At 53.9% G+C, this 19061-nt stretch carries 17 protein-coding genes; 7 read left to right on the top strand and 10 right to left on the bottom strand.

Annotated elements, in window-relative coordinates:
- Positions 1 to 72: 72 nt before the first annotated feature.
- Together HMPREF0201_RS09245 and HMPREF0201_RS09240 are read left to right on the top strand one after the other, a co-directional pair.
- Positions 73 to 2178 carry a S9 family peptidase gene (locus HMPREF0201_RS09245; protein WP_016536328.1) on the top strand — a complete coding sequence of 702 codons (2106 nt, stop codon included), beginning with the start codon at positions 73 to 75 and terminating at the stop codon, positions 2176 to 2178.
- Between the two features lie 96 nt (positions 2179 to 2274).
- Complete coding sequence (locus HMPREF0201_RS09240) at positions 2275 to 4542, top strand: TonB-dependent receptor domain-containing protein (RefSeq protein WP_016536327.1); 2268 nt, start codon at positions 2275 to 2277, stop codon at positions 4540 to 4542.
- Positions 4543 to 4580: 38 nt separating this feature from the next.
- Here HMPREF0201_RS09240 and HMPREF0201_RS09235 read toward each other — a convergent pair whose 3' ends face one another.
- Positions 4581 to 5468, bottom strand: coding sequence for an SDR family oxidoreductase (locus HMPREF0201_RS09235; protein ID WP_016536326.1), 888 nt, complete (start codon positions 5466 to 5468; stop codon positions 4581 to 4583).
- Positions 5469 to 5592: 124 nt separating this feature from the next.
- Here HMPREF0201_RS09235 and HMPREF0201_RS09230 point away from each other — a divergent pair, with 124 nt between their 5' ends.
- Positions 5593 to 6528: an AraC family transcriptional regulator gene (locus tag HMPREF0201_RS09230; RefSeq protein WP_016536325.1), complete on the top strand. Its 936-nt coding sequence runs from the start codon at positions 5593 to 5595 to the stop codon at positions 6526 to 6528.
- Here the strand turns inward: HMPREF0201_RS09230 and HMPREF0201_RS09225 are convergent.
- Both HMPREF0201_RS09225 and HMPREF0201_RS09220 read right to left on the bottom strand, forming a co-directional pair.
- The gene (locus HMPREF0201_RS09225) at positions 6516 to 7181 is read right to left on the bottom strand and encodes a hypothetical protein (RefSeq protein WP_016536324.1); all 666 of its coding nucleotides are present in this window, start codon (positions 7179 to 7181) and stop codon (positions 6516 to 6518) included. The genes HMPREF0201_RS09230 and HMPREF0201_RS09225 overlap by 13 nt on opposite strands.
- Before the next feature lie 127 nt (positions 7182 to 7308).
- Positions 7309 to 7935, bottom strand: coding sequence for a hypothetical protein (locus tag HMPREF0201_RS09220; RefSeq protein WP_016536322.1), 627 nt, complete (start codon positions 7933 to 7935; stop codon positions 7309 to 7311).
- Positions 7936 to 8237: 302 nt separating this feature from the next.
- Between HMPREF0201_RS09220 and HMPREF0201_RS09215 the strand changes: the two genes are divergently transcribed.
- On the top strand, positions 8238 to 8525 hold the full coding sequence (locus tag HMPREF0201_RS09215) for a hypothetical protein (protein ID WP_016536321.1): 288 nt from the start codon (positions 8238 to 8240) through the stop codon (positions 8523 to 8525).
- Between the two features lie 94 nt (positions 8526 to 8619).
- On the opposite strand, the gene cybB is transcribed toward HMPREF0201_RS09215, so the two are convergent.
- From cybB to HMPREF0201_RS09185, 6 genes are all read right to left on the bottom strand, one after another.
- Positions 8620 to 9159 carry a cytochrome b561 gene (gene cybB / locus HMPREF0201_RS09210; RefSeq protein ID WP_016536320.1) on the bottom strand — a complete coding sequence of 180 codons (540 nt, stop codon included), beginning with the start codon at positions 9157 to 9159 and terminating at the stop codon, positions 8620 to 8622.
- 144 nt (positions 9160 to 9303) lie between these two features.
- A complete protein-coding gene (locus HMPREF0201_RS09205; protein WP_016536319.1) occupies positions 9304 to 10098 on the bottom strand; it encodes a YdcF family protein in 795 nt (264 codons plus the stop codon).
- A 94-nt stretch (positions 10099 to 10192) separates the two neighbouring features.
- Positions 10193 to 10477, bottom strand: coding sequence for a VF530 family protein (locus HMPREF0201_RS09200; RefSeq protein ID WP_016536318.1), 285 nt, complete (start codon positions 10475 to 10477; stop codon positions 10193 to 10195).
- 126 nt (positions 10478 to 10603) lie between these two features.
- Complete coding sequence (locus tag HMPREF0201_RS09195) at positions 10604 to 12298, bottom strand: methyl-accepting chemotaxis protein (protein WP_016536317.1); 1695 nt, start codon at positions 12296 to 12298, stop codon at positions 10604 to 10606.
- A gap of 133 nt (positions 12299 to 12431) precedes the next feature.
- Positions 12432 to 14081 (bottom strand): putative bifunctional diguanylate cyclase/phosphodiesterase, encoded by a 1650-nt coding sequence (locus tag HMPREF0201_RS09190; RefSeq protein WP_016536316.1) that lies wholly within the window; start codon positions 14079 to 14081, stop codon positions 12432 to 12434.
- 103 nt (positions 14082 to 14184) lie between these two features.
- The gene (locus HMPREF0201_RS09185) at positions 14185 to 14436 is read right to left on the bottom strand and encodes an HTH domain-containing protein (protein ID WP_016536315.1); all 252 of its coding nucleotides are present in this window, start codon (positions 14434 to 14436) and stop codon (positions 14185 to 14187) included.
- Between the two features lie 221 nt (positions 14437 to 14657).
- Here HMPREF0201_RS09185 and HMPREF0201_RS23045 point away from each other — a divergent pair, with 221 nt between their 5' ends.
- The gene (locus HMPREF0201_RS23045; RefSeq protein WP_147293928.1) at positions 14658 to 14879 is read left to right on the top strand and encodes a hypothetical protein; all 222 of its coding nucleotides are present in this window, start codon (positions 14658 to 14660) and stop codon (positions 14877 to 14879) included.
- Here the strand turns inward: HMPREF0201_RS23045 and HMPREF0201_RS09180 are convergent.
- Positions 14868 to 15380, bottom strand: coding sequence for a GNAT family N-acetyltransferase (locus tag HMPREF0201_RS09180; RefSeq protein ID WP_016536313.1), 513 nt, complete (start codon positions 15378 to 15380; stop codon positions 14868 to 14870). The genes HMPREF0201_RS23045 and HMPREF0201_RS09180 overlap by 12 nt on opposite strands.
- Before the next feature lie 189 nt (positions 15381 to 15569).
- Between HMPREF0201_RS09180 and HMPREF0201_RS09175 the strand changes: the two genes are divergently transcribed.
- Both HMPREF0201_RS09175 and HMPREF0201_RS09170 read left to right on the top strand, forming a co-directional pair.
- Entirely contained in the window at positions 15570 to 17867 is a 2298-nt protein-coding gene (locus tag HMPREF0201_RS09175; RefSeq protein WP_016536312.1) for an FdhF/YdeP family oxidoreductase, read from the top strand.
- A gap of 67 nt (positions 17868 to 17934) precedes the next feature.
- A complete protein-coding gene (locus HMPREF0201_RS09170) occupies positions 17935 to 18591 on the top strand; it encodes an O-methyltransferase (protein ID WP_016536311.1) in 657 nt (218 codons plus the stop codon).
- Positions 18592 to 19061 lie beyond the last annotated feature (470 nt).

Genomic DNA, 19061 nt, shown 5'->3' with positions numbered 1-19061 from the left:
TGTTCCACCGAACTTACTTTTATGCTGAATCTCCCGGCAGGCTGCCCCTCAGCCAAAACTAAAGGATGCATCATGGAAAACCTATGGAAAGCTACGCCGCTGTTTATCGCCTGCTCGCTCTACGCCAACTGCCTGACCGCCGCCGTTGAGCCGCCCGTTGCGCAAAAAATCCCTCACCAGCTTACCGGGCACGGTGATGTCCGTATCGATAACTATTTCTGGCTCAGGGATGACAGCCGCAGCAACGCCAAAGTTCTGCGCCATCTGGAAGCGGAAAACCGCTATGCCAGCGAGGTGCTGCGCCCTTCTTCAGAGCTAAAAGACAAGCTCTACCAGGAGATGGTGGCCCGGATGAGCCCGGAAAACCGCTCCGTGCCCTGGCAGCAAAACGGCTATCGCTATCAGGATATTCACCCGGCGGGGAAAAACTACGCCGTTAGCCAACGCCAGCCGGTGAGCGGTGGCCAGGTCTGGCAAACGCTGGTAGACGGCAACCAGCGAGCCGAAGGCCAGGCCTATTATCAACTGGTGGGCCAGGTAGTCAGCCAGGATAACCGGATGATGGCGATTGCCGAAGACACCAGCGGGCGACGCCAGTATTGCCTGGCGCTACGTGATTTGCAGAGCGGAAAATGGCTGCCCGACGTTATCGAAAACACCTCGGGGAATATGGTCTGGTCGAACGACGGCAGCGCTCTGTTTTACGTTCGTAATAACCCGCAAACGCTGGTGCCTTACCAGGTTTACCGGCATAAACCCGGCACACCAACCGCCGAAGACCAGTTGGTCTATCAGGAGCAGGACGGCGGCTATTATATCGGGCTCTCCCGTTCCTCCTCCGACCGCTACTTGATCATCACGCTTAGCGCCAGCACCTCATCTGAAGCCCGGCTGCTTGACGCGGATAACCCGGAAGCCGCGCCGGTATTGTTTAGCGCCCGCAGGCCTGGTATCGAATATTACCTCGACCACTTTGACGGTAAATTCTACCTGCGAGCTAATCAGGAAAGCGCAAACTTCGGCCTCTACCAGACCGCGACCATCGGCGACTCATGGCGCGCGGTTGTTGCCCCGCAGCAGGATAAAATGGTTGAAGGTTTTAGCCTGTTTAAAGACTGGCTGGTGCTTGCCGAACGCCGCGACGGACTGAGCCAAATCCGTAAAATTAAATGGGCCAACAGCAGCGAAGAAACCCTGAAGTTTGACGATGCAAGCTATATGGCATGGCTCGGCTATAACCCCGACCCTCAGTCCGGCAAGCTGCGCTACGGCTATTCCTCCATGACAACGCCAACCAGCACTTATGAGTGGGATTTGGCAAGCGGCGAGCGAACTCTGCTCAAACGCCAGCAGGTCAATAACACCGAACCGCAGGATTACCACAGCGACCGAATCTGGGTCACCGCGCGTGACGGCGTAAAAGTGCCGGTCTCGCTGGTTTACAACAAGCATAAATTCAAACCGGCCCACAGCCCGCTGCTGGTCTACGGCTACGGCGCATACGGCATGAGCATGGACCCGGCGTTTAGCGCCAACCGCCTCAGCCTGTTGGATCGGGGCTTTGTGTTTGCTCTGGTACATGTGCGCGGCGGCGGTGAGTTGGGCCAGGCGTGGTATCAGCAGGGGAAACTGGAGCATAAGCAGAACAGCTTCAACGACTTTATTGATGCCACCCACGCTCTGGTCGAACGAGGGTACGGGCAGCCGGGCAGGCTATACGCCATGGGCGGCAGCGCGGGCGGCTTGCTGGTCGGCAACGTTATCAACCAGCAGCCGGAGCTGTTTAATGCCGTGGTCGCTCAGGTACCGTTTGTCGATGTTGTGACCACCATGCTTGACGACTCACTCCCGCTGACGTTGGGCGAATATGATGAGTGGGGAAATCCGCACCATAAAGCAGATTATCTGCGGCTCAAATCCTGGAGCCCTTATGACAACGTGAAACCGGCCCATTATCCAAATCTTTTGGTGACCAGCGGGTTAAACGACTCGCAGGTGCAATATTGGGAGCCCGCGAAATGGGTAGCGAAGCTACGTGAGAACCAACGGGGCGACGGAAAAATCTTGCTGCTGACCGATATGCAGGCCGGGCATGGCGGTAAATCGGGGCGCATTAAACGCCTGGAAAATACCGCCGTGGAATACAGTTTTATTCTGGAAGCAGATAAACAACGGTAATTTGGCGCCCTCCTCTTAACCGGGGAGGGAAAGCCCGACGCCGCATAATTATAAAAACAACAATTATTCTTTATTACAATACTTTCAAGGACATTTATGAACGTTAATAAGTTAGCGGCCGCCATCGGCTCGGGCATGCTATTGCTCAGCAGCGGCACTTACGCACAATCGGGAAATGAATCATCCGGCAGTGATAAAAAAGGCTCGGCGGAATTTAGCCCACTCAACGTTTCCGCCGGGAATATTACGCCCGAGCAGCAGGCGCTTGAGAAAACCGGAGCAACCAGCTCCCGTTCCACCGACAAAAACCTGCAATCGCTCGACGCCACCCTGCGCAGCATGCCCGGCACCTACACGCAAATCGACCCGGGCCAGGGAGCGGTAAGCGTGAATATTCGTGGTATGAGCGGTTTTGGCCGCGTGAATACCATGGTGGACGGCATAACCCAGAGTTTTTACGGCAGCTCAACCTCCGGCACCACGCAGCATGGCTCAACCAATAACCAGGCCGGGGTGCTTATTGACCCTAACTTTTTGGTGGCCGTTGACGTTACGCGCGGCGACAGCAGCGGTTCAGCGGGTATTAACGCCCTGGCCGGTAGCGCAAATATGCGCACGATCGGCGTGGACGATGTGGTGTTTGACGGCAATGCTTATGGCCTGCGCTCGCGCTTCTCGGTCGGCAGCAACGGCGTCGGGCGCAGCGGAATGATTGCGGTAGCCGGGAAAACAGAGGCATTTACCGATACCGGCAGCTTCGGGGCAATGGCCGCCGTCAGCGGCAGTTCTGTTTATTCTAATTTCTCAAACGGTTCGGGCATTAGCAGCGAGGAGTTTGGTTATGATAAATATATGAAGCAGAATCCAAAATCCCAGCTGTATAAGATGGATATCAAGCCGAACGAATTTAACAGCTTCGAATTTTCTGCGAGAACCTATGAAAACAGATTCACGCGCCGCGACATTACCAGCGATGATTATTATCTTAAATATCATTACACGCCGTTCTCAGAGTTAATTGATTTCAACCTAACGGCCAGTACCAGCCGCGGCAACCAAAAATACCGCGACGATTCTCTGTATACCTTCTACAACACGTCAGCACAAAACCGCTCCAACGCGCTGGACATCAACAACACCAGCCGCTTCACCTTAGCGGATAACGACCTGGAATTTACCCTCGGCAGCAAACTAATGCGCACCCGCTACGACCGTATTATTCACTCGGCGGCGGGCAACGAGAAAAAAAATCAGGAATCAATTGAAAACAACCCGTTTGCCCCTTCCGGCCAGCAGGATATTTCGGCGCTGTATACCGGGCTGAAGGTGACGCGCGGCATCTGGGAGGCGGACTTAAATCTCAATTACACCCGCAACAGAATCACCGGCCACAAACCAGCGTGTGATACCCGCGTTATTTGCGTCCCTCAGGGCAGCTACGATATTGACGAAGAAGAAAGCGGCTTTAACCCATCGGCCCAGCTTTCGGCCCAGGTAACCCCCTGGCTTCAGCCGTTTGTCAGTTACAGCAAGTCGATGCGTGCCCCAAATATTCAGGAGATGTTCTTCTCCAACTCCGGCGGCGCATCCATGAACCCGTTCTTAAAACCTGAACGCGCTGAAACCTGGCAAACCGGTTTTAATATTGATACCAAAGATCTGCTGGTCGATAGCGACGCCCTGCGCTTCAAGGCATTGGTGTACCGCAGCAAGATCCAAAACTATATCTACAGCGAGTCGTACCAGGTCTGCTCCGGCGGACGTAAATGCAGCATGAGGGAGCTGCTGGGCAACAACTGGCAGGATATGAGCGAAGAATATAGCGACAACATGTACATTTACGTTAACTCGGCCAGCGGCGTTACTGCGAAGGGCTTCGAGCTGGAAATGGACTACGACGCGGGCTTTGCTTTTGGCCGCCTGTCGTTCAGCCAGCAGCGCACCGACCAGCCCACTTCTATCGCCAGCACCTATTTTGGCGCAGGTGACATCACAGAGCTGCCGAGAAAATATATGACGCTGGACACCGGCGTGCGCTTCTTTGATAAAGCGTTAACCCTGGGCACCATCGTGAAATACACCGGGAAGGCGCGCCGCCTGTCGCCGGACTTTGAAACCGACGAGAACACCGGCGACATTATCAAGCAAGACTTGCCGCAGATCCCGACGATTATCGATCTCTACGGCACGTATGAATTTAACCGCAACCTGACGCTGAAGCTCAGCGTGCAAAACCTGATGAACCGAGACTATTCGGAAGCGCTGAATAAGCTCAATATGATGCCGGGCCTGGGGGATGAAACCCACGCGGCCAATAGCGCACGCGGCAGAACCTGGATATTTGCCGGGGAAGTTCGCTTCTGATGAAAAAGCCGCCCGGTTTAACGCCGGGCGGCGCACATTTAGCGGTAATTCATGTTTCTGAGATCGTCGAGCAAAGTCGGCCCCACCGGCTGCCAGCCGGTACGCTGGCGGGTCAGCTCGCTGGAGGCCGACATATCGTGCCCGGCAAACGTGTTAAGCCAGCCGAAATGCGCCTCCGCTTCTTGTTGCGTAATACTTTGAGCGGGAATGCCCAACCCCTGACCGATAACCTCCGCTATTTCCCTGGTCGTGATGCCCTCTTCCGCAACGGCATGGTAGCGCGCACCCGGCGCTTTTAGCCCCATCGCTAAAACATAAAGGCGAGCGGCATCTTCCAGCGGCACCGCAGACCAGCGGTTTTTCCCTTCTCCAATCCACGCGGCAACGCCCTTCTCCCGCGCCAGTTCGATAAGAGGGCTAATCAGGCCCTGCTTAACGGTGTTATGCACCTGCGGCAGGCGGACAAACGAGACATTCACCCCCTTTTCAAGCTGTGCAACCCCGGCCATTTCCGTCGCTTTACGCGGGTTCGGCGTTTGAATGTTATATCCGTCTTCCGTTGCTGGTTTTCCTGGTTCACTGCCTCCCATCGCAACAAAAGAAGTGATGATTAAAGGCCGGTCCGATCCGGCCAGAGCATCCCCGAGAGCCGCAATAACCTTGCCATCCGCCTCGCAATTTGCGGCAAATGTCGAAAAATCATGGTTGAAAGCGGTATGGATTACGCCGTCGGCCGCCTGAGCTCCACGCTGAAGACCCGGCAGGTCATCCAGATTGCCAAAGTGTGCTTCAGCCCCCAGGGATTTCAGCAGCTCGGCCCCGCGTTCGGAACGCGTTAAACCCAGAACCTGGTAGCCAGAAGCTATCAGCTGCTGAACGATAACTGTGCCAAGAAAGCCGGTCGCACCGGTAACAAAAATACGCATATCTGTTATCCCAACGAGTAACTAAGGACTGAGTTGCCGTCCAACGGGATTTACTGTAAACAGGGTGATAAATACGAACAATGTTCAAAAGTCGCTACTTTTGGTCTTATCGTCCGGAGTTAATATGGAACCGCTCTCCGATCTGCTCTCGTTACTGAAACCGCAGAACTATGCCTCCGGCGGCGTCGCGCTGCTTGAGAATATGGCTATCCGGTGGCCGGAACATGCAGGCATCAAATGTTACGCCGTGGTGTCCGGCAACTGCTGGCTTACTGTCTCGGGTATCAGTCAGCCCATACGCCTGGAGGCCGGAGACTGTTACCTGCTGCCGCCAGGCCCCTCTTTCAGCCTGACGACGGACCTGAACGCAAGTCCGGTAGATTTCTATACTCTGCGCCAGCAGGGGAAATTGGGGCCGGACGTCCTGCCCGGCGAGCAGGAAAGCTGCTTTCTTGTTGGCGGCCATTTTGTCCTAAGCGGGGAAGCGGCAGACCTACTGCTGAGTTCGCTGCCGCCGGTAGTCTGCATCCAGCAGCCGGAGGGTAAAGCGGCGATGCGCTGGTCGCTGGAGCGTATTGCCGACGAGGTGCGTCACCCTCAGCCCGGTAGCGCGCTTATTACCCGGCAACTGGCATACATGATGCTGATCCAGGCTTTACGGCTGCACCTTGCAAACCGGCCCTCCGTGGGCTGGCTGTATGCCCTGGCCGATAAGCAACTTAATACCGCGCTGAGCTGCATGCATAAAGATCCGGCGTTTAGCTGGACGCTGGAATTACTTGCCGAACGCGCAGGCATGTCCCGCTCGGCCTTTGCCGCACGCTTTAAAGAAGTTACCGGAACATCCGCCATCGATTACCTTACGCGCTGGCGCATGATGCTGGCCTGCAACCTGCTGAAACAAACGGGCCAGTCGTTAGCACAAATTTCAGCCGGGCTGGGTTATGAATCGGAAAGTGCTTTTGGTAAAGCGTTTAAGCGGGTAATTGGCTGCTCGCCGCGGCAATATGCCCACGGGGCGAGCAATGAAGGCTCCGACGAACATTATCAGTTAGCCTGAAAAACCAGCGTATTGGTCAGCGTGTAACTTGCGCTTGTCGCCTGGGGAGCAAACACTATTTTCTTCGGCGTACTAACGCTGATTGAGGCCGGCGTCGCGGCGCTACGCGCCGGCAGCAAGTTTAATTCAGGCAGGGTAAAACCCGTCTTCAGATTAGTCACGGTTAAATAATATGAGATCTGCGAAGTATCATATATATAGCTGGTGTTTGGCATGCCCTTCATCACTAAAGAAGGGTTGCCGCTCAAATATAATGCAACATTCATCGTCGCCGCATTATCAACGGTAAAACTTTTATCCGTTATAATTTCTAAATTAGTATCTGTTTGCCCATCAAAATAAGGTGTGCCGGAATAAAACCCAGCCTGATTATACTGAACCGGTAGCGCATTACTTCCGCCAGCGACGTTTGGCTCTACCGAGGCTGGAGCCTGGCCGCTGGTAAATAACAAGCCAGCATCAATTGATCGCGTAGTATTCCCCCAGCCAAGCCCAAATGCATTTTCATCCCATGAAAAGATATAACACACTTCATTATTTACTGAGGCAGACTGCCAGACCAGGGAGTACACTCCGCCACCGGATGCATCATTAATAAAAAGTGCGATATTCTGACCAACTCCGCTGCAATTAGTGACCGACACGCTTTTCATATATCAGTGCCTCATCATTAAAAATAAAAAAACAGTAACACGCAAGCCAGCCCGCGTGACAGGCAAACCAGCTTGCCAGATTACCTTCAGATATTCATTTTAAATATTACCAGTAAAAAACTGGCCATTAGACAGGAATAAAGTTTAATGTTTCATCCAGTTTAAAACTCAGGGAGCTGATGCCATCTGCAAAGGAGAATTGGGTTGGGCTACTGACAAATGTCCCGGACACCGCAACGCCCTGTTTTGAATCGGTAGTACAAATCCAATAAGTCGGATGAGTGTCAAACAGGAAGTTGCCGTTTGGTTTACCCTGCATCGCAAATGCCGGCAGTGAATTCATATATACCGCAAGGCTCATCGCGAGGGATTGCGTTACGGTAAAAGTGGAGTCCGTTTTAACTAACATGCTCCCCGTTGGGACGTCATTATCGTGGAAGGCGGTTGGCTTGGTCTGGAACTGGCCGTTGCTATAAGTCACGCCCATTTCGTTGTTCCCGCCCGTAGTGATAGGATCCATTCGCTGTAGCGGCCCGCCCGAACTCCAGAGTACGCCCGGGGCCAGAGGCTGAGCCGTGGTCCCCCAGTTTAGCGCCCAGTCAATTGTCCAGTTGTAGGTATTGGTATTACCGTTGTTGACCGTTTGCAGCAGCCAGACCAGCGGCAGCCCGACGATGCTCGGGTAAGTCTGATAAATAGCAACATTTGCCGGCGCACCGCTGGCATTTAACACAGAAATAGAATAGGAAGACATAATGTTATTTCCTCTTAGATATATATGCTGTGTGAGTCTTTATCCCGCCTCGGTACATTGCAATGTGATGCGAGACAAATTCATTATCAGCGATGTTTTTAAATTAGCAATGACGGTAATTAAATATATCCTAAGCGAGGCGATAAATATATTTTCAATCATTAAGCGGCGCTACACATAATGCAAAACCAGTAAACTATAAAAAGATAATTATTTTCCTGAACGAATTGCAGTTTTCCATTCGTTCATTACGCTTAAATGCACAGGTCGCTAATGGCCTGCAATTTTATTGAGGTGATAACATGTCAGAAGAAATTGAAGTCGTTAATTCTTTTCAGGTTGATCCTTCGGTGAATAACGAAACGGCTCAGGTTTCAGGAACTATTACGCCGCTTTTGGGTATTATCAGGCTCGCAGCCTCCCCGGCTTTTCGCGTGACGACCCTTATTGCATTAGGTAGCAATGTCGAGCTTAGCGTCAAAGAAACATCGGTAACTAATGAATTTAAATGGACATATACTGGCCCGCTCTCCATTGCCGCGCTAAAAACTTATTTTGCTCCAGGAAAAGACGTGAACGCAAAGTCATGAAATAGAATTAATATATTGTGCAATAAAAAGGCATAGAGCTATTTATCTTATTAACCAGGATAAATATAAAATCTCTATGCCTGTTTGCATTAAATTATGATTCACGGTCGCGCTTGCCCGGCATCATGCGCAGTAAAGTATTATCTTTCCAGACGTAATGGTGGAACAGCGCACCAAAGGCGTGAATGCCGATGATAAAATAACCGGTATTGGCGATAAGCTCATGCCAGGATTTCAGATCGAATTCCCTGTCTTCATCCGGAACGGAGGCAACCGGCATATGAATACCAAAAGCCACCCATTCGACACCCCTGAAATAGACCGTCAGGAAGCCCAGCAGCGGTAGCGCAATGAACATCAGGTAAATCACCGTGTGTACCAGATGGGAGATGCCGATAATGGCCGGATGCGGCTTTGGCACGATTGCCGGAGCGCGAAACTTAATGCGCACCAGAAGGCGGGCTACCATTAACACCAGTACCGAGATCCCGCAGGTAAAATGAATAGAGTTGATTAGCGGCCGGTAACTGCGCGGCGCGAATCCGCGCAATTCCATCGCGCAATAAGCGCCCACCACAAGGAGAAACACCAGCCAGTGGAGCGAAATCTGTAGTGAGGTGTATTTGTTGCGCATAATCTGCCCTGCCCTTGAAAACGTTAAATACCAGGATAACGAAGAAACATTAAAAATTCATTAACATCAATGAATTATGGTCGGCATTTTGTTTCAGCGTGTAATTTTTTTGGCGATAACGGTAATCAGGGCAAGGCTGGGGAGTTAAAGACCCCTTTCCCGCATGTAGGCGCTTAGCGCCATATCCTGCTGTAGGGCGTGCCAGGCGGCCATAACCTCCGCCGGAATATCAACATGCACGATAAAATCTCGCCCTTGTGGGCCATAGCCGCTGGCGTCGTCACGTAGCCGGGGGATCTCACCGAGCACCAGTGAAACGTAGCGCTCCGGCGGCCACATTCCTTCAAGGTTACCGGCAAAAATGTCTCCTCGCTCGTCGGCTATCAGCTCAGGCACGACGCCGGGCCAGCTTAACCATTCAGGCTGCTGCGGCTCATCCTGCCAGACACGGGCAAAGGTCGCGACCGTACGGCGCTGCATGGTTGGGTCCTGTACCAGCAGAACGCGCCCCGGGTTGAGCCCGTGTTCAGCAAGCGTGGTAAAGCTGAAGCGCGCGTTTTCACCGCAGTTGGTCGATTTCTCTTCGGTAATGATTTTTTCGTTCGGCACTTTCCAGAACTGGTGGGCGATATCACGGATAATCGCCGCTTCTGAGCGCCCGGTGGTAGGAATAGTGTTATAGCGCGAGTGGCCTGCGATAGCCCCATAAAGGTAAGTCGTGGAATGCCCGATACCGCCGGTTATCAGCAATGTTTTTTCACCGTTTGCGGCAAATTCACAGGCTGCGTCGAGGGTCGGCATCACCGCGTTACCGGCAAGAATAATTAAATCGGCCTCCTGCGACTGCGGTGCAGAGGAAAAATCATTCTCTGCCAGCCAGCGGCCCACGGTGTTAATAGCCTGGATGGTCGGGGTGCTCAGGGTCGGAAATGTCATCATCAACTGGTCCCTCCATGTTAAAAACCAGCAGGCAGCATAGCCCGGCCTTTATACCGGGCCTATCAGATGCGGCTGAAAAGACCATTAAGAATAATTAGTCGCCTTTTTTGCCCTGCCAGTTGGCCCACGGGTTATCCGCTTGAGTATCAGATTCCTGCGGCTCATCGAGGGAAGCGATATACAGTTCCTCAACTTCCTTGCGCGCCCACGGCGTACGGCGCAGAAATTTCAGGCTGGACTTCACGCTGGGGTCGCTTTTAAAGCAGTTGATGTTGATTTGTTTCGCCAGTTCAGCCCAGCCGTAGCGCGCCACTAAATGGTTCAACAGCGCCTCGAGCGTAACGCCGTGCAGCGGATCTTTTGAATGCTGAGTGCTCATAACTTATTCCGAAATCTTGTAAATTTGCGCACACCTTACTGATTCTAAAACCCCGGCGCAACCGGGCACTCCCGTTAATCACTGCGCGGGCGGCGAGCCGTTGCGAACGCCGCCCGGATGATGCCGTCAGAAGGTTTCCCAGTTATCGGCGGAGACGGCGACCGGACGAGCAGGTGCACCTTTAGCGGCGGGCACAACATAGCCGCTTTTAGGCTGTGAAGATAGGCCAGCTTTCAGGCGGAAGGTCCCTACGGCCTCGGTCAAGCGAGCGGCCTGTTCTTCGAGTGATACCGCCGCAGCGGATGCCTCTTCCACCAGCGAGGCGTTCTGCTGGGTCACATTGTCCATTTCATGAATTGCCTGGCCAACCTGCAAAATTCCCCGGCTTTGTTCGTCGGAGGCGGCGGCTATTTCCAGCATAATATCCGTCACGCGGCGCACGGCTTCGACGATGCCGGTCATTGTCGTTCCTGCCTGGGCTACCTGCCGCGAGCCATCATCAACCAATGACACTGACTCGCTGATTAACCCTTCAATTTCTTTGGCCGCCTGGGCGCTGCGCTGCGCCAGGGTGCGAACTTCGGTAGCAACAACGGCAAAGCCTCGTCCCTGCTCGCCCGCCCGTGCAGCCTCAACCGCGGCGTTGAGCGCCAGGATATTAGTCTGGAAGGCGATGCTATTAATGACCGCGGTTATTTCGGAGATTTTCTTCGAGCTGGCGGAGATATTATCCATCGTGCTGACCACGCCAGAAACGATACGCCCGCCGTCGCTGGCTTTTTTCGAGGCGTCTTCGGCAAGCTTAGTCGCATGGTGCGCGTTGTCCGCATTCTGCTTCACCGTGGCGGTAAGCTGCTCCATGCTGGCGGCCGTTTGCTCAATCGCAGAGGCCTGCTGTTCGGTACGGGAAGAGAGATCGCTGTTGCCCGCAGAGATTTCGCTTGACCCCTGGTAGATAGCCTCTGCGCCCTCGCGCACCGTGCTCACGGTAGTGACCAACTGCTGCTGCATATGTTGCAGATGCTGGCTTAGTTTGCCGATTTCGCTGTTGCCGCAGGCTTCTTCGGGCTGCGTCAGGTCACCGGTGGAGATATGTTCAATTCGCAATGCCGCTCTTTGCAGCGGACCGATAACAACCCGGCGCAGCATGATAAAGGTAAACACCGTCATAAACAGCGCGAGGCCAAAGGCTCCGGCCATTAGCGCCACGCTCAGACGAGTACGGCTCTCGGCTTCTGTCCGCAGCAGATTTGCCCGCTCGGTGCGGATAGCAACGGCCTTCTGAAGTTTGTCGCTGTAGTCGTTATCAAGCTTGCGCACCACTTCGCTTTCGTGAGTGATGATCGCCTCAAACATGCCGTTTTTGGCAAACTTCAGCATCGGCTTCATCCCTTTTTCAAGGTAGGCCGCGAAGTCATCCTGTAGCGCCTTGTCCAGCGCCTGATCGGCTGGCGTTTTTACCTGCCGGGCCATATAGGTATTAAAGCCCTGCTGAGCCTGCTTAATTAACGCTTCTGCATTGGCATTATTCAGCTTCACCTGGTCCATATCCGCCACGCGGCTCGCCGCCCCGGCGTTAATCAGGTTAATACGCGCCGAGCGCAGATGGTTAACGCTGTCCGCAATCCCCATCCGCACCTGAATCTCTTCCGTCACATCCTGCAAAGCCTGGTCACTTTGCACCAGGAAATAGCTGGCGAAGCCGATACACAGCGCAAACAGCAGCAGGATGCCGCCAAGAATAGAAGAAAACAGCGGCACCAGCCTGATGTGATGCCAGAAACGCACGCCGCCTTGTGGGGTCAGAGTTTTTATCGACATATCCGTGACTCGCTTTGCAAAGGGAAATCCCTTCCCGGGTCATCGGCCCCATCGGGGAAAAACATTACGCGCTACGTCACAGATTTGAGTTAATGCCGCTAAATAACGTCCGGATAGTTAAGCAGATCACACCTTAGCGATGAATATTCTTGATGTCGACCGGCTGTCCGAACAGGAACCCCTGAATCTCGGTGCAGCCCTCTTCTTCCAGAATGCGCAACTGCTCGCTGGTTTCTACGCCTTCGGCAATCAGCGGGGTATTGATCGAATTGCCCAGCGAGATTATCGCGCGCACAAAGGAGCGAGCCTGGAAGTTGCTTTCCACGTTGGTGAGGAAGCTACGATCCAGCTTGATAACGTCGAAATGAAACTCCCGCAGGGTACTCAACGAAGAGTAGCCGGTGCCGAAGTCGTCCAGCGCGATGCTGATGCCCATTTTCTGGAACTGATGCAGAATGTTAAACGTCAGCTTTTTGTTCACGATAAAGGCGGTTTCGGTCACCTCGAACTCCAGCAGCGTCATCGGCCACGCGGTGCGCATTAAAATCTCGCGCACGTTGTCGATAAAGCTCAGGTTTCGCAGCTGTACCGGAGAGATATTGATCGAGATTTTCTTGTCGATTTTATTGGCCAGCGACTCTTTGCACACCGTCTCGATAACCCAGTAACCGAGCGGAACAATTGCACCGCTCTCCTCGGCGACCGGGATAAATACATCCGGCGGAATAAGCCCGTGCTCGGGGTGATTCCAGCGCAACAGGGCTTCATAACCGGTGATGGCCTTATCCTTCAGCGAGCGTTTTTCTTGATAATGAATGAAAAACTGCCCTTCTTTCAGGCCGCGTCGAATGTCTGCCGCCATCAGGTTTCGCAGGCGCGTCTTCTCATCCATGTCTTTTTCGTACCAGCAAATCTTGTTATCCAGATTGGCTTTGGCGCGGTACATAGCAAGATCTGAATTACTGATAAGCGTGTTGATGTCCGTGGCGTCGTCGGGGTAAACCGCCACGCCGATGCTGGCGCTAACGAGAATATCGCTGTGGGCGAAAGTTTGCCTGCCCACAAAACAGCCGTGCAGGCGCTCGGTGAAATTACGCAGCTCGTCATCGTGGTTATAGGGCTTGGCCGCAACAAACTCATCGCCGCCAAAGCGGGCAACGATCTCGTCCTTTTCAATCGCCTTCAGCACCGAAGCAGACACGCGCTGTAGCAGTTGGTCGCCCACGAGATGACCTTCCGTATCGTTAATTTCTTTAAATTTATCCAGGTCAACGGTGCAAATTGCGATGTGGTTATAGTCGGACTCGGTAAACAATTTTTCGACAAAAGAGAAAAATTCGACCCGGTTCGGCAGGCCGGTTAGCGCGTCATAGCGGGCAAGCCACGACATTTTGTCGATGACCACTTTCTGCTCGCTGACGTCGCGGGTGATTTTAGCGAAGCCAAGTAATGCCTGGTTGTCGTCATAAACAGCGTCGATAACCACATGAGCCCAGAAGCGGGTACCATCTTTGCGATAGCGCCATCCCTCGCCTTCAAACTTGCCGTGTTTCAGGGCGATGGTCAGATTCCGCGCCGGCAGGCCGTTTTCCTGCTCGGCCTCGCTATAGAAGATACCGAAATACTGCCCCACAACTTCCTCACGCTGATACCCTTTTGCCCGCAGCGCGCCCTCATTCCAGGTTGCGACCGTGCCATCAATATTTAGCATGTAGATAGCGTAATCTTTAACGCTCTCCACAAAGTGACGATAGGCGATATCAGTTAAGCTCTCAGTACTCATCTTGCCCTTGGATTAATTGTGGTTTTCATTAATAAAAAGAAAAATTTACCGCATTATCGGCAGCGTAGCTATGAAGCTTTATGCGTTCACCCCTCTGGTGAAATCAATTTTTACGCTTTACCCGCAACAGATAATTTTCCATCTGCTGGGTCACTTCCCGGCTCAGCGCGTACTGATCGTCGCCGACATGATAAACATAGTTGCTGAGCCGCCGGAGATCCCGGTAAATCGTGCGTTCGCTTACGCCAAATTTGCTGGCCAGTTGATGACGGGACACGCGCTCGCAGCTCAGCATTTCACAAAAGATACCGGCAATCCGGTCCGCCAGCAGCGTGTTTTTTTCGGGGGGGGTCATGAGTGTTTCTCCCGCAAGTAGGTGTCAGGAATATTAGCGCAGTCAGATGACAGGTCTTGTCACCCGCTGTCAGAATATATCGCGCGACAGCAAAGTAATTATGATGCAACTTTTTGACAAGATTAGATTTTTTTGAGCAAAAACAGAGCAGCCGTGGAGATCGGACGACATGTCGCTGGCTTTGCGGGTTATAATCGCCCCCCACAATGAGCTAACAGACGATGACAGTGAGCAAACATCGGGTAACGAGACCAGACGAAATAGAGATGAAGCGGCGGGCCTGGCATCAGGCGCGGCGAGCCATTCTGTGCGCACGGCCGGATGAATCTCCCTTAACGCCGCCCGCCACGCTGTATGAAGAACTGGCTATCGGCTACCACATTCGCCAACTGAGCAAGTTGCAGCGCTGGTTTAAGGAAAGAGAACTGCCCTTACCCGAGTAAATAACGCATTGCGCAACGCGGTAACACCATCAGCCCTTCCTCCTGCTGGTGCCGCAAACATTCCGCCAGTTCCGCAGAAAGTTCATGCGTTTCAACCCTCTCGAAGCCGTGCCGCCGATACCAGGGGGCATTCCACGGCACATCCCGATAAGTCGTCAGCGTAACCTCCTTAACGTTCAGGCGCCTGGCGTGTTCGAAAACGGCTTCCAGTAGCGCGGTTCCCACCCCGGCACGCTGGAAATCCGGATGAGTGGAGATCTCGGCCAGATAGAGAGAATCCTGCTGCATCTGACAGTAGCAAAATCCAATAATCTGCCCTTCGCTTCCGACTACCAGCCAGGAAAGATTTTGCTCTATGGCACGGCGATGCGTCGTAGCGTCGGTCACGCCTGCCTGCGCCAGGAAAGCCAATTCGGACACGCTCAAAAAAAGCCGGGCCGCCGCGGCTTCAACTCGCTCTAGCGCTTCGATATCTCCGGTAGTGCTGGCTCGTAAAATCATTGTCGATGTCCTTATGCTTACCGCCATACGAGTGTCGATTCTAACAGGCTTAGGGGTAAATCCCGGCCGTTTCGTTGACGGCGGATTGATGCTTTGCTCTTTCACTAATGTTAATCAGGAGTAAACTAAAGGTAAGCAACCTAACTGTGTTATTGCGCAACGCTAACCATAACAAGTGACACCTGCCATATGAAATTCAAATCAGCGATTAAGCCTTACCAGGCCGCAGCGGGCGGCTGGGGCTCTCTTGAAGCGACGACCCGCTTCGTTATCGACAGCAAGCATGCCCTGAAAAATCTGCGCAATTTGTTGCGCATGAACAAAGCCAAAGGCTTCGACTGCCCGGGATGCGCCTGGGGCGATGATAACAAAAGCACCTTCAGCTTCTGCGAAAACGGCGCAAAAGCCGTGACCTGGGAAGCCACCCGCCGTTTCATTGATAACGAGTTTTTTGCCCAGCACAGCGTGAGTAAACTTTACCAACAAAGCGATTACTTCCTGGAATACCAGGGCCGCCTCACCGAGCCGCTAAGCTACAACTCCGAAACGGACCATTACGAACCCATAAGCTGGGCCAGCGCGCTGAGAATGATTGCGCAACATATCGTCCAGATGGACAACCCAAATCAGATCGAGCTTTACACCTCGGGGCGCGCCAGCAATGAAGCCTCTTATCTCTATCAGCTGTTTGGCCGCATGCTGGGAACGAACAACTTCCCGGATTGTTCGAATATGTGCCACGAAGCCAGCGGCAGCGGCCTGAAGCGCAGCATCGGCGTAGGCAAAGGCACCATCAGCCTCGACGATTTCGATAAGGCGGACGCCATTTTCGTCTTCGGCCAGAACCCCGGAACCAACCACCCGCGCATGCTGCACAGCCTGCGCCATGCGGCGGAAAATGGCGCTCAGATTGTCACTTTTAATACCCTGCGCGAACGCGGCCTTGAGCGTTTTGCCGACCCGCAAAAACCGCTGGAAGTTGTCACCTCGCTGGCGGGAACCATCAGCACTAACTATTACCAGCCTAATCTGGGCGGCGATATGGCCGCCCTGCGCGGAATGGCAAAAGCGCTGCTGGAAACTCATCGCCGACGGATTACCGATGGCGAAGACGGAATTTTTGATCTTGAGTTTATTGCCGCGCATACCCACGGCGTAGAGCAGTGGTTTGCCGCCATTGATAACACCAGTTGGGATCACATCACTCGCCAGTCGGGGCTTAGCGAACTCCAGCTGCGCGACGCGGCGGCGGTCTGGCAGCAGTCAAAACGAGTGATAATCACCTGGGCGATGGGGATAACCCAGCATAAGCATTCGCTGAATACCGTGCGCGAAATCGTCAACCTTCAGCTGCTTGGCGGCCATCTTGGCAGGCCTGGCGCGGGCCTGTGCCCGGTACGTGGCCACAGCAACGTGCAGGGTAATCGCACGATGGGTATTGATGAAAAACCGCCCGCAAGCCTGCTCGACAGCCTGGCGCAACACTTCAACTTCGAGCCTCCACGCGAGCACGGCCACAATACCGTTGAAGCGCTGGCCGCCATGCTGCGCGACGAAGTAAAAGTGCTTATCGCCCTGGGCGGTAATCTGGCCGCTGCGGCACCGGACAGCCCGCGCACCGAGGAAGCCATCAGCCGCTGCGGCCTGACCGTTTTCATCAGCACCAAGCTCAATCGCAGCCACCTGGTTCCGGGCAAAGCCTCGCTTATTCTGCCAACGCTCGGGCGTACCGAGGAGGATATGCAGGTTTCCGGCCGCCAGTTCGTCACGGTGGAAGACTCGTTCAGCATGGTGCACGCTTCCGAAGGCATCGGGAAACCCATTGCCGCGACTCAGCGTTCGGAAACTGCAATTGTCGCCGGCATTGCCGACGCGGTATTAGGCAGGAGCCAGCTAGACTGGCTGGAACTGGCGGATGACTACAATCTGATCCGCGACCATATCGCCGCTACGCTGCCGGGCTTTAAAGACTTTAACCAGCGCTGCGAGCACCCCGGCGGCTTCTACCTGGGTAATGCTGCGGCAGAACTGCGTTTTAACACTCCGACGGGCAAAGCAGAATTCTGTGCCGCACCGCTGCCAGACTCGCTCTGGCAAGACGTGGAAGCCCCGTTCACCCTGCAAACTCTGCGCTCTCACGACCAGTACAACACGACGATTTACGGGCTGGACGACCGCTATCGCGGCGTTTACGGCCAGCGGGAAGTGCTGTTTATTCATCCCGATGATATGGGTGACCTGGGGCTGAACGACGGCGATAGAGTCGATATTGAGACAATCTGGCACGACGGCATTACCCGTAAAGTCAGCGGCTTCAAGCTGGTTGCCTACGACATTCCACGCGGCAATCTCGCGGCCTATTACCCCGAAACCAACCCGCTGGTGCCGCTCGGCAGCGTGGGCGACGGCACGGGAACGCCAACTTCAAAATCTGTACCGGTCAAAATCAGCCGCAGTGAAGAAACTGAAACCCGACGTATTGCCTGACCAGGAATAATAGCCCCTCTCCCCACAAGGGAGAGGGAGAAAGCTCTCTCTTAACGTGGAGTAAGCCATGCAGAAACAATGGTCCGATGTTGATGAGTATCTTGTCAGTTCTTTAATTCCCACCGATTCCGTTTTCCAACAAATCCTCGGAAATAATCATGCCGCAGGGCTACCCGCCCACGATGTAGCCCCCAACCAGGGGAAATTTCTTCAGTTGCTGGTGGAGATAACCGGCGCGCGCAAAATCCTCGAGATTGGTACTCTGGGAGCATACAGCTCGGTCTGGATGGCTCGAGCGCTACCGGCTGGAGGCAAGCTGGTCACGCTTGAAGCTGACCCTCACCACGCGGAAGTTGCGCAAAAGAACATTCAACTGGCAGGCCTGGAAACTATTATCGATCTGCATATCGGCCCGGCGGCAGAAACGCTCGCACATTTGGGCGGTGAAGCGCCGTTTGATTTGATTTTTATTGATGCAGATAAACCCAACAATCCGATTTACCTGGAATGGGCGCTGAAATACTCCCGCCCCGGCACGCTAATTATTGGCGACAACGTGGTGCGCGACGGTGAGGTTGCCAACCCCGAAAGCGACGATGACCGCGTTCAGGGCGTGCGAACGTTTATAGAAATGATGGGTAATAACCCTCGCCTTTCCGTCACCGCGCTACAAACGGTCGGCAGCAAAGGCTGGGATGGTTTTACGCTGGCCCGGGTGTTATGAAAAAGGATTATCCTTTTTCAAGGTAATCCTTTGTATTGGGAGGCTGCGTTAGCGGCAATGAATTGGCCCGGCGGGGGGGGGGGTACAGCCGTTTATGCTAATCCGGAGGGGATTCCGTTCACTTCCAGACCTGCTTTATATGCAGCCACCGAACCGGTGAACGTCTCAGGGGAGTCACCGTCACTCCCCTGAGAACCCGGACTCCCGGCGAGATAAATCGCCGCAAGCGGTAAACCTCCGTTTTATCTCCCAGCCCTGGGTCGGCTGAGATACGTTCCCGACGCTCACAGCCTCCGCTCGCTCCCGGCGTTCGGACCCTGGTCAGTCGGAGAGAAAACGGAGACGATTTAAGCCGGAACAAGTGCCGCGCTTTAATCCCGCAGCCATTCTGAAAGTCAGCGTCGCGTTAAAATCAAAAGCTACGCCCTTGTCCCCGGCTCTCATCGCCCCCGGCTTTGACCCAACTCAGG

Source organism: Cedecea davisae DSM 4568, from assembly GCF_000412335.2.
Classification (GTDB): domain Bacteria; phylum Pseudomonadota; class Gammaproteobacteria; order Enterobacterales; family Enterobacteriaceae; genus Cedecea; species Cedecea davisae.
Note: the sequence above shows the minus strand (reverse complement) of the source record. Positions and strands in the feature narration are given on the sequence as shown.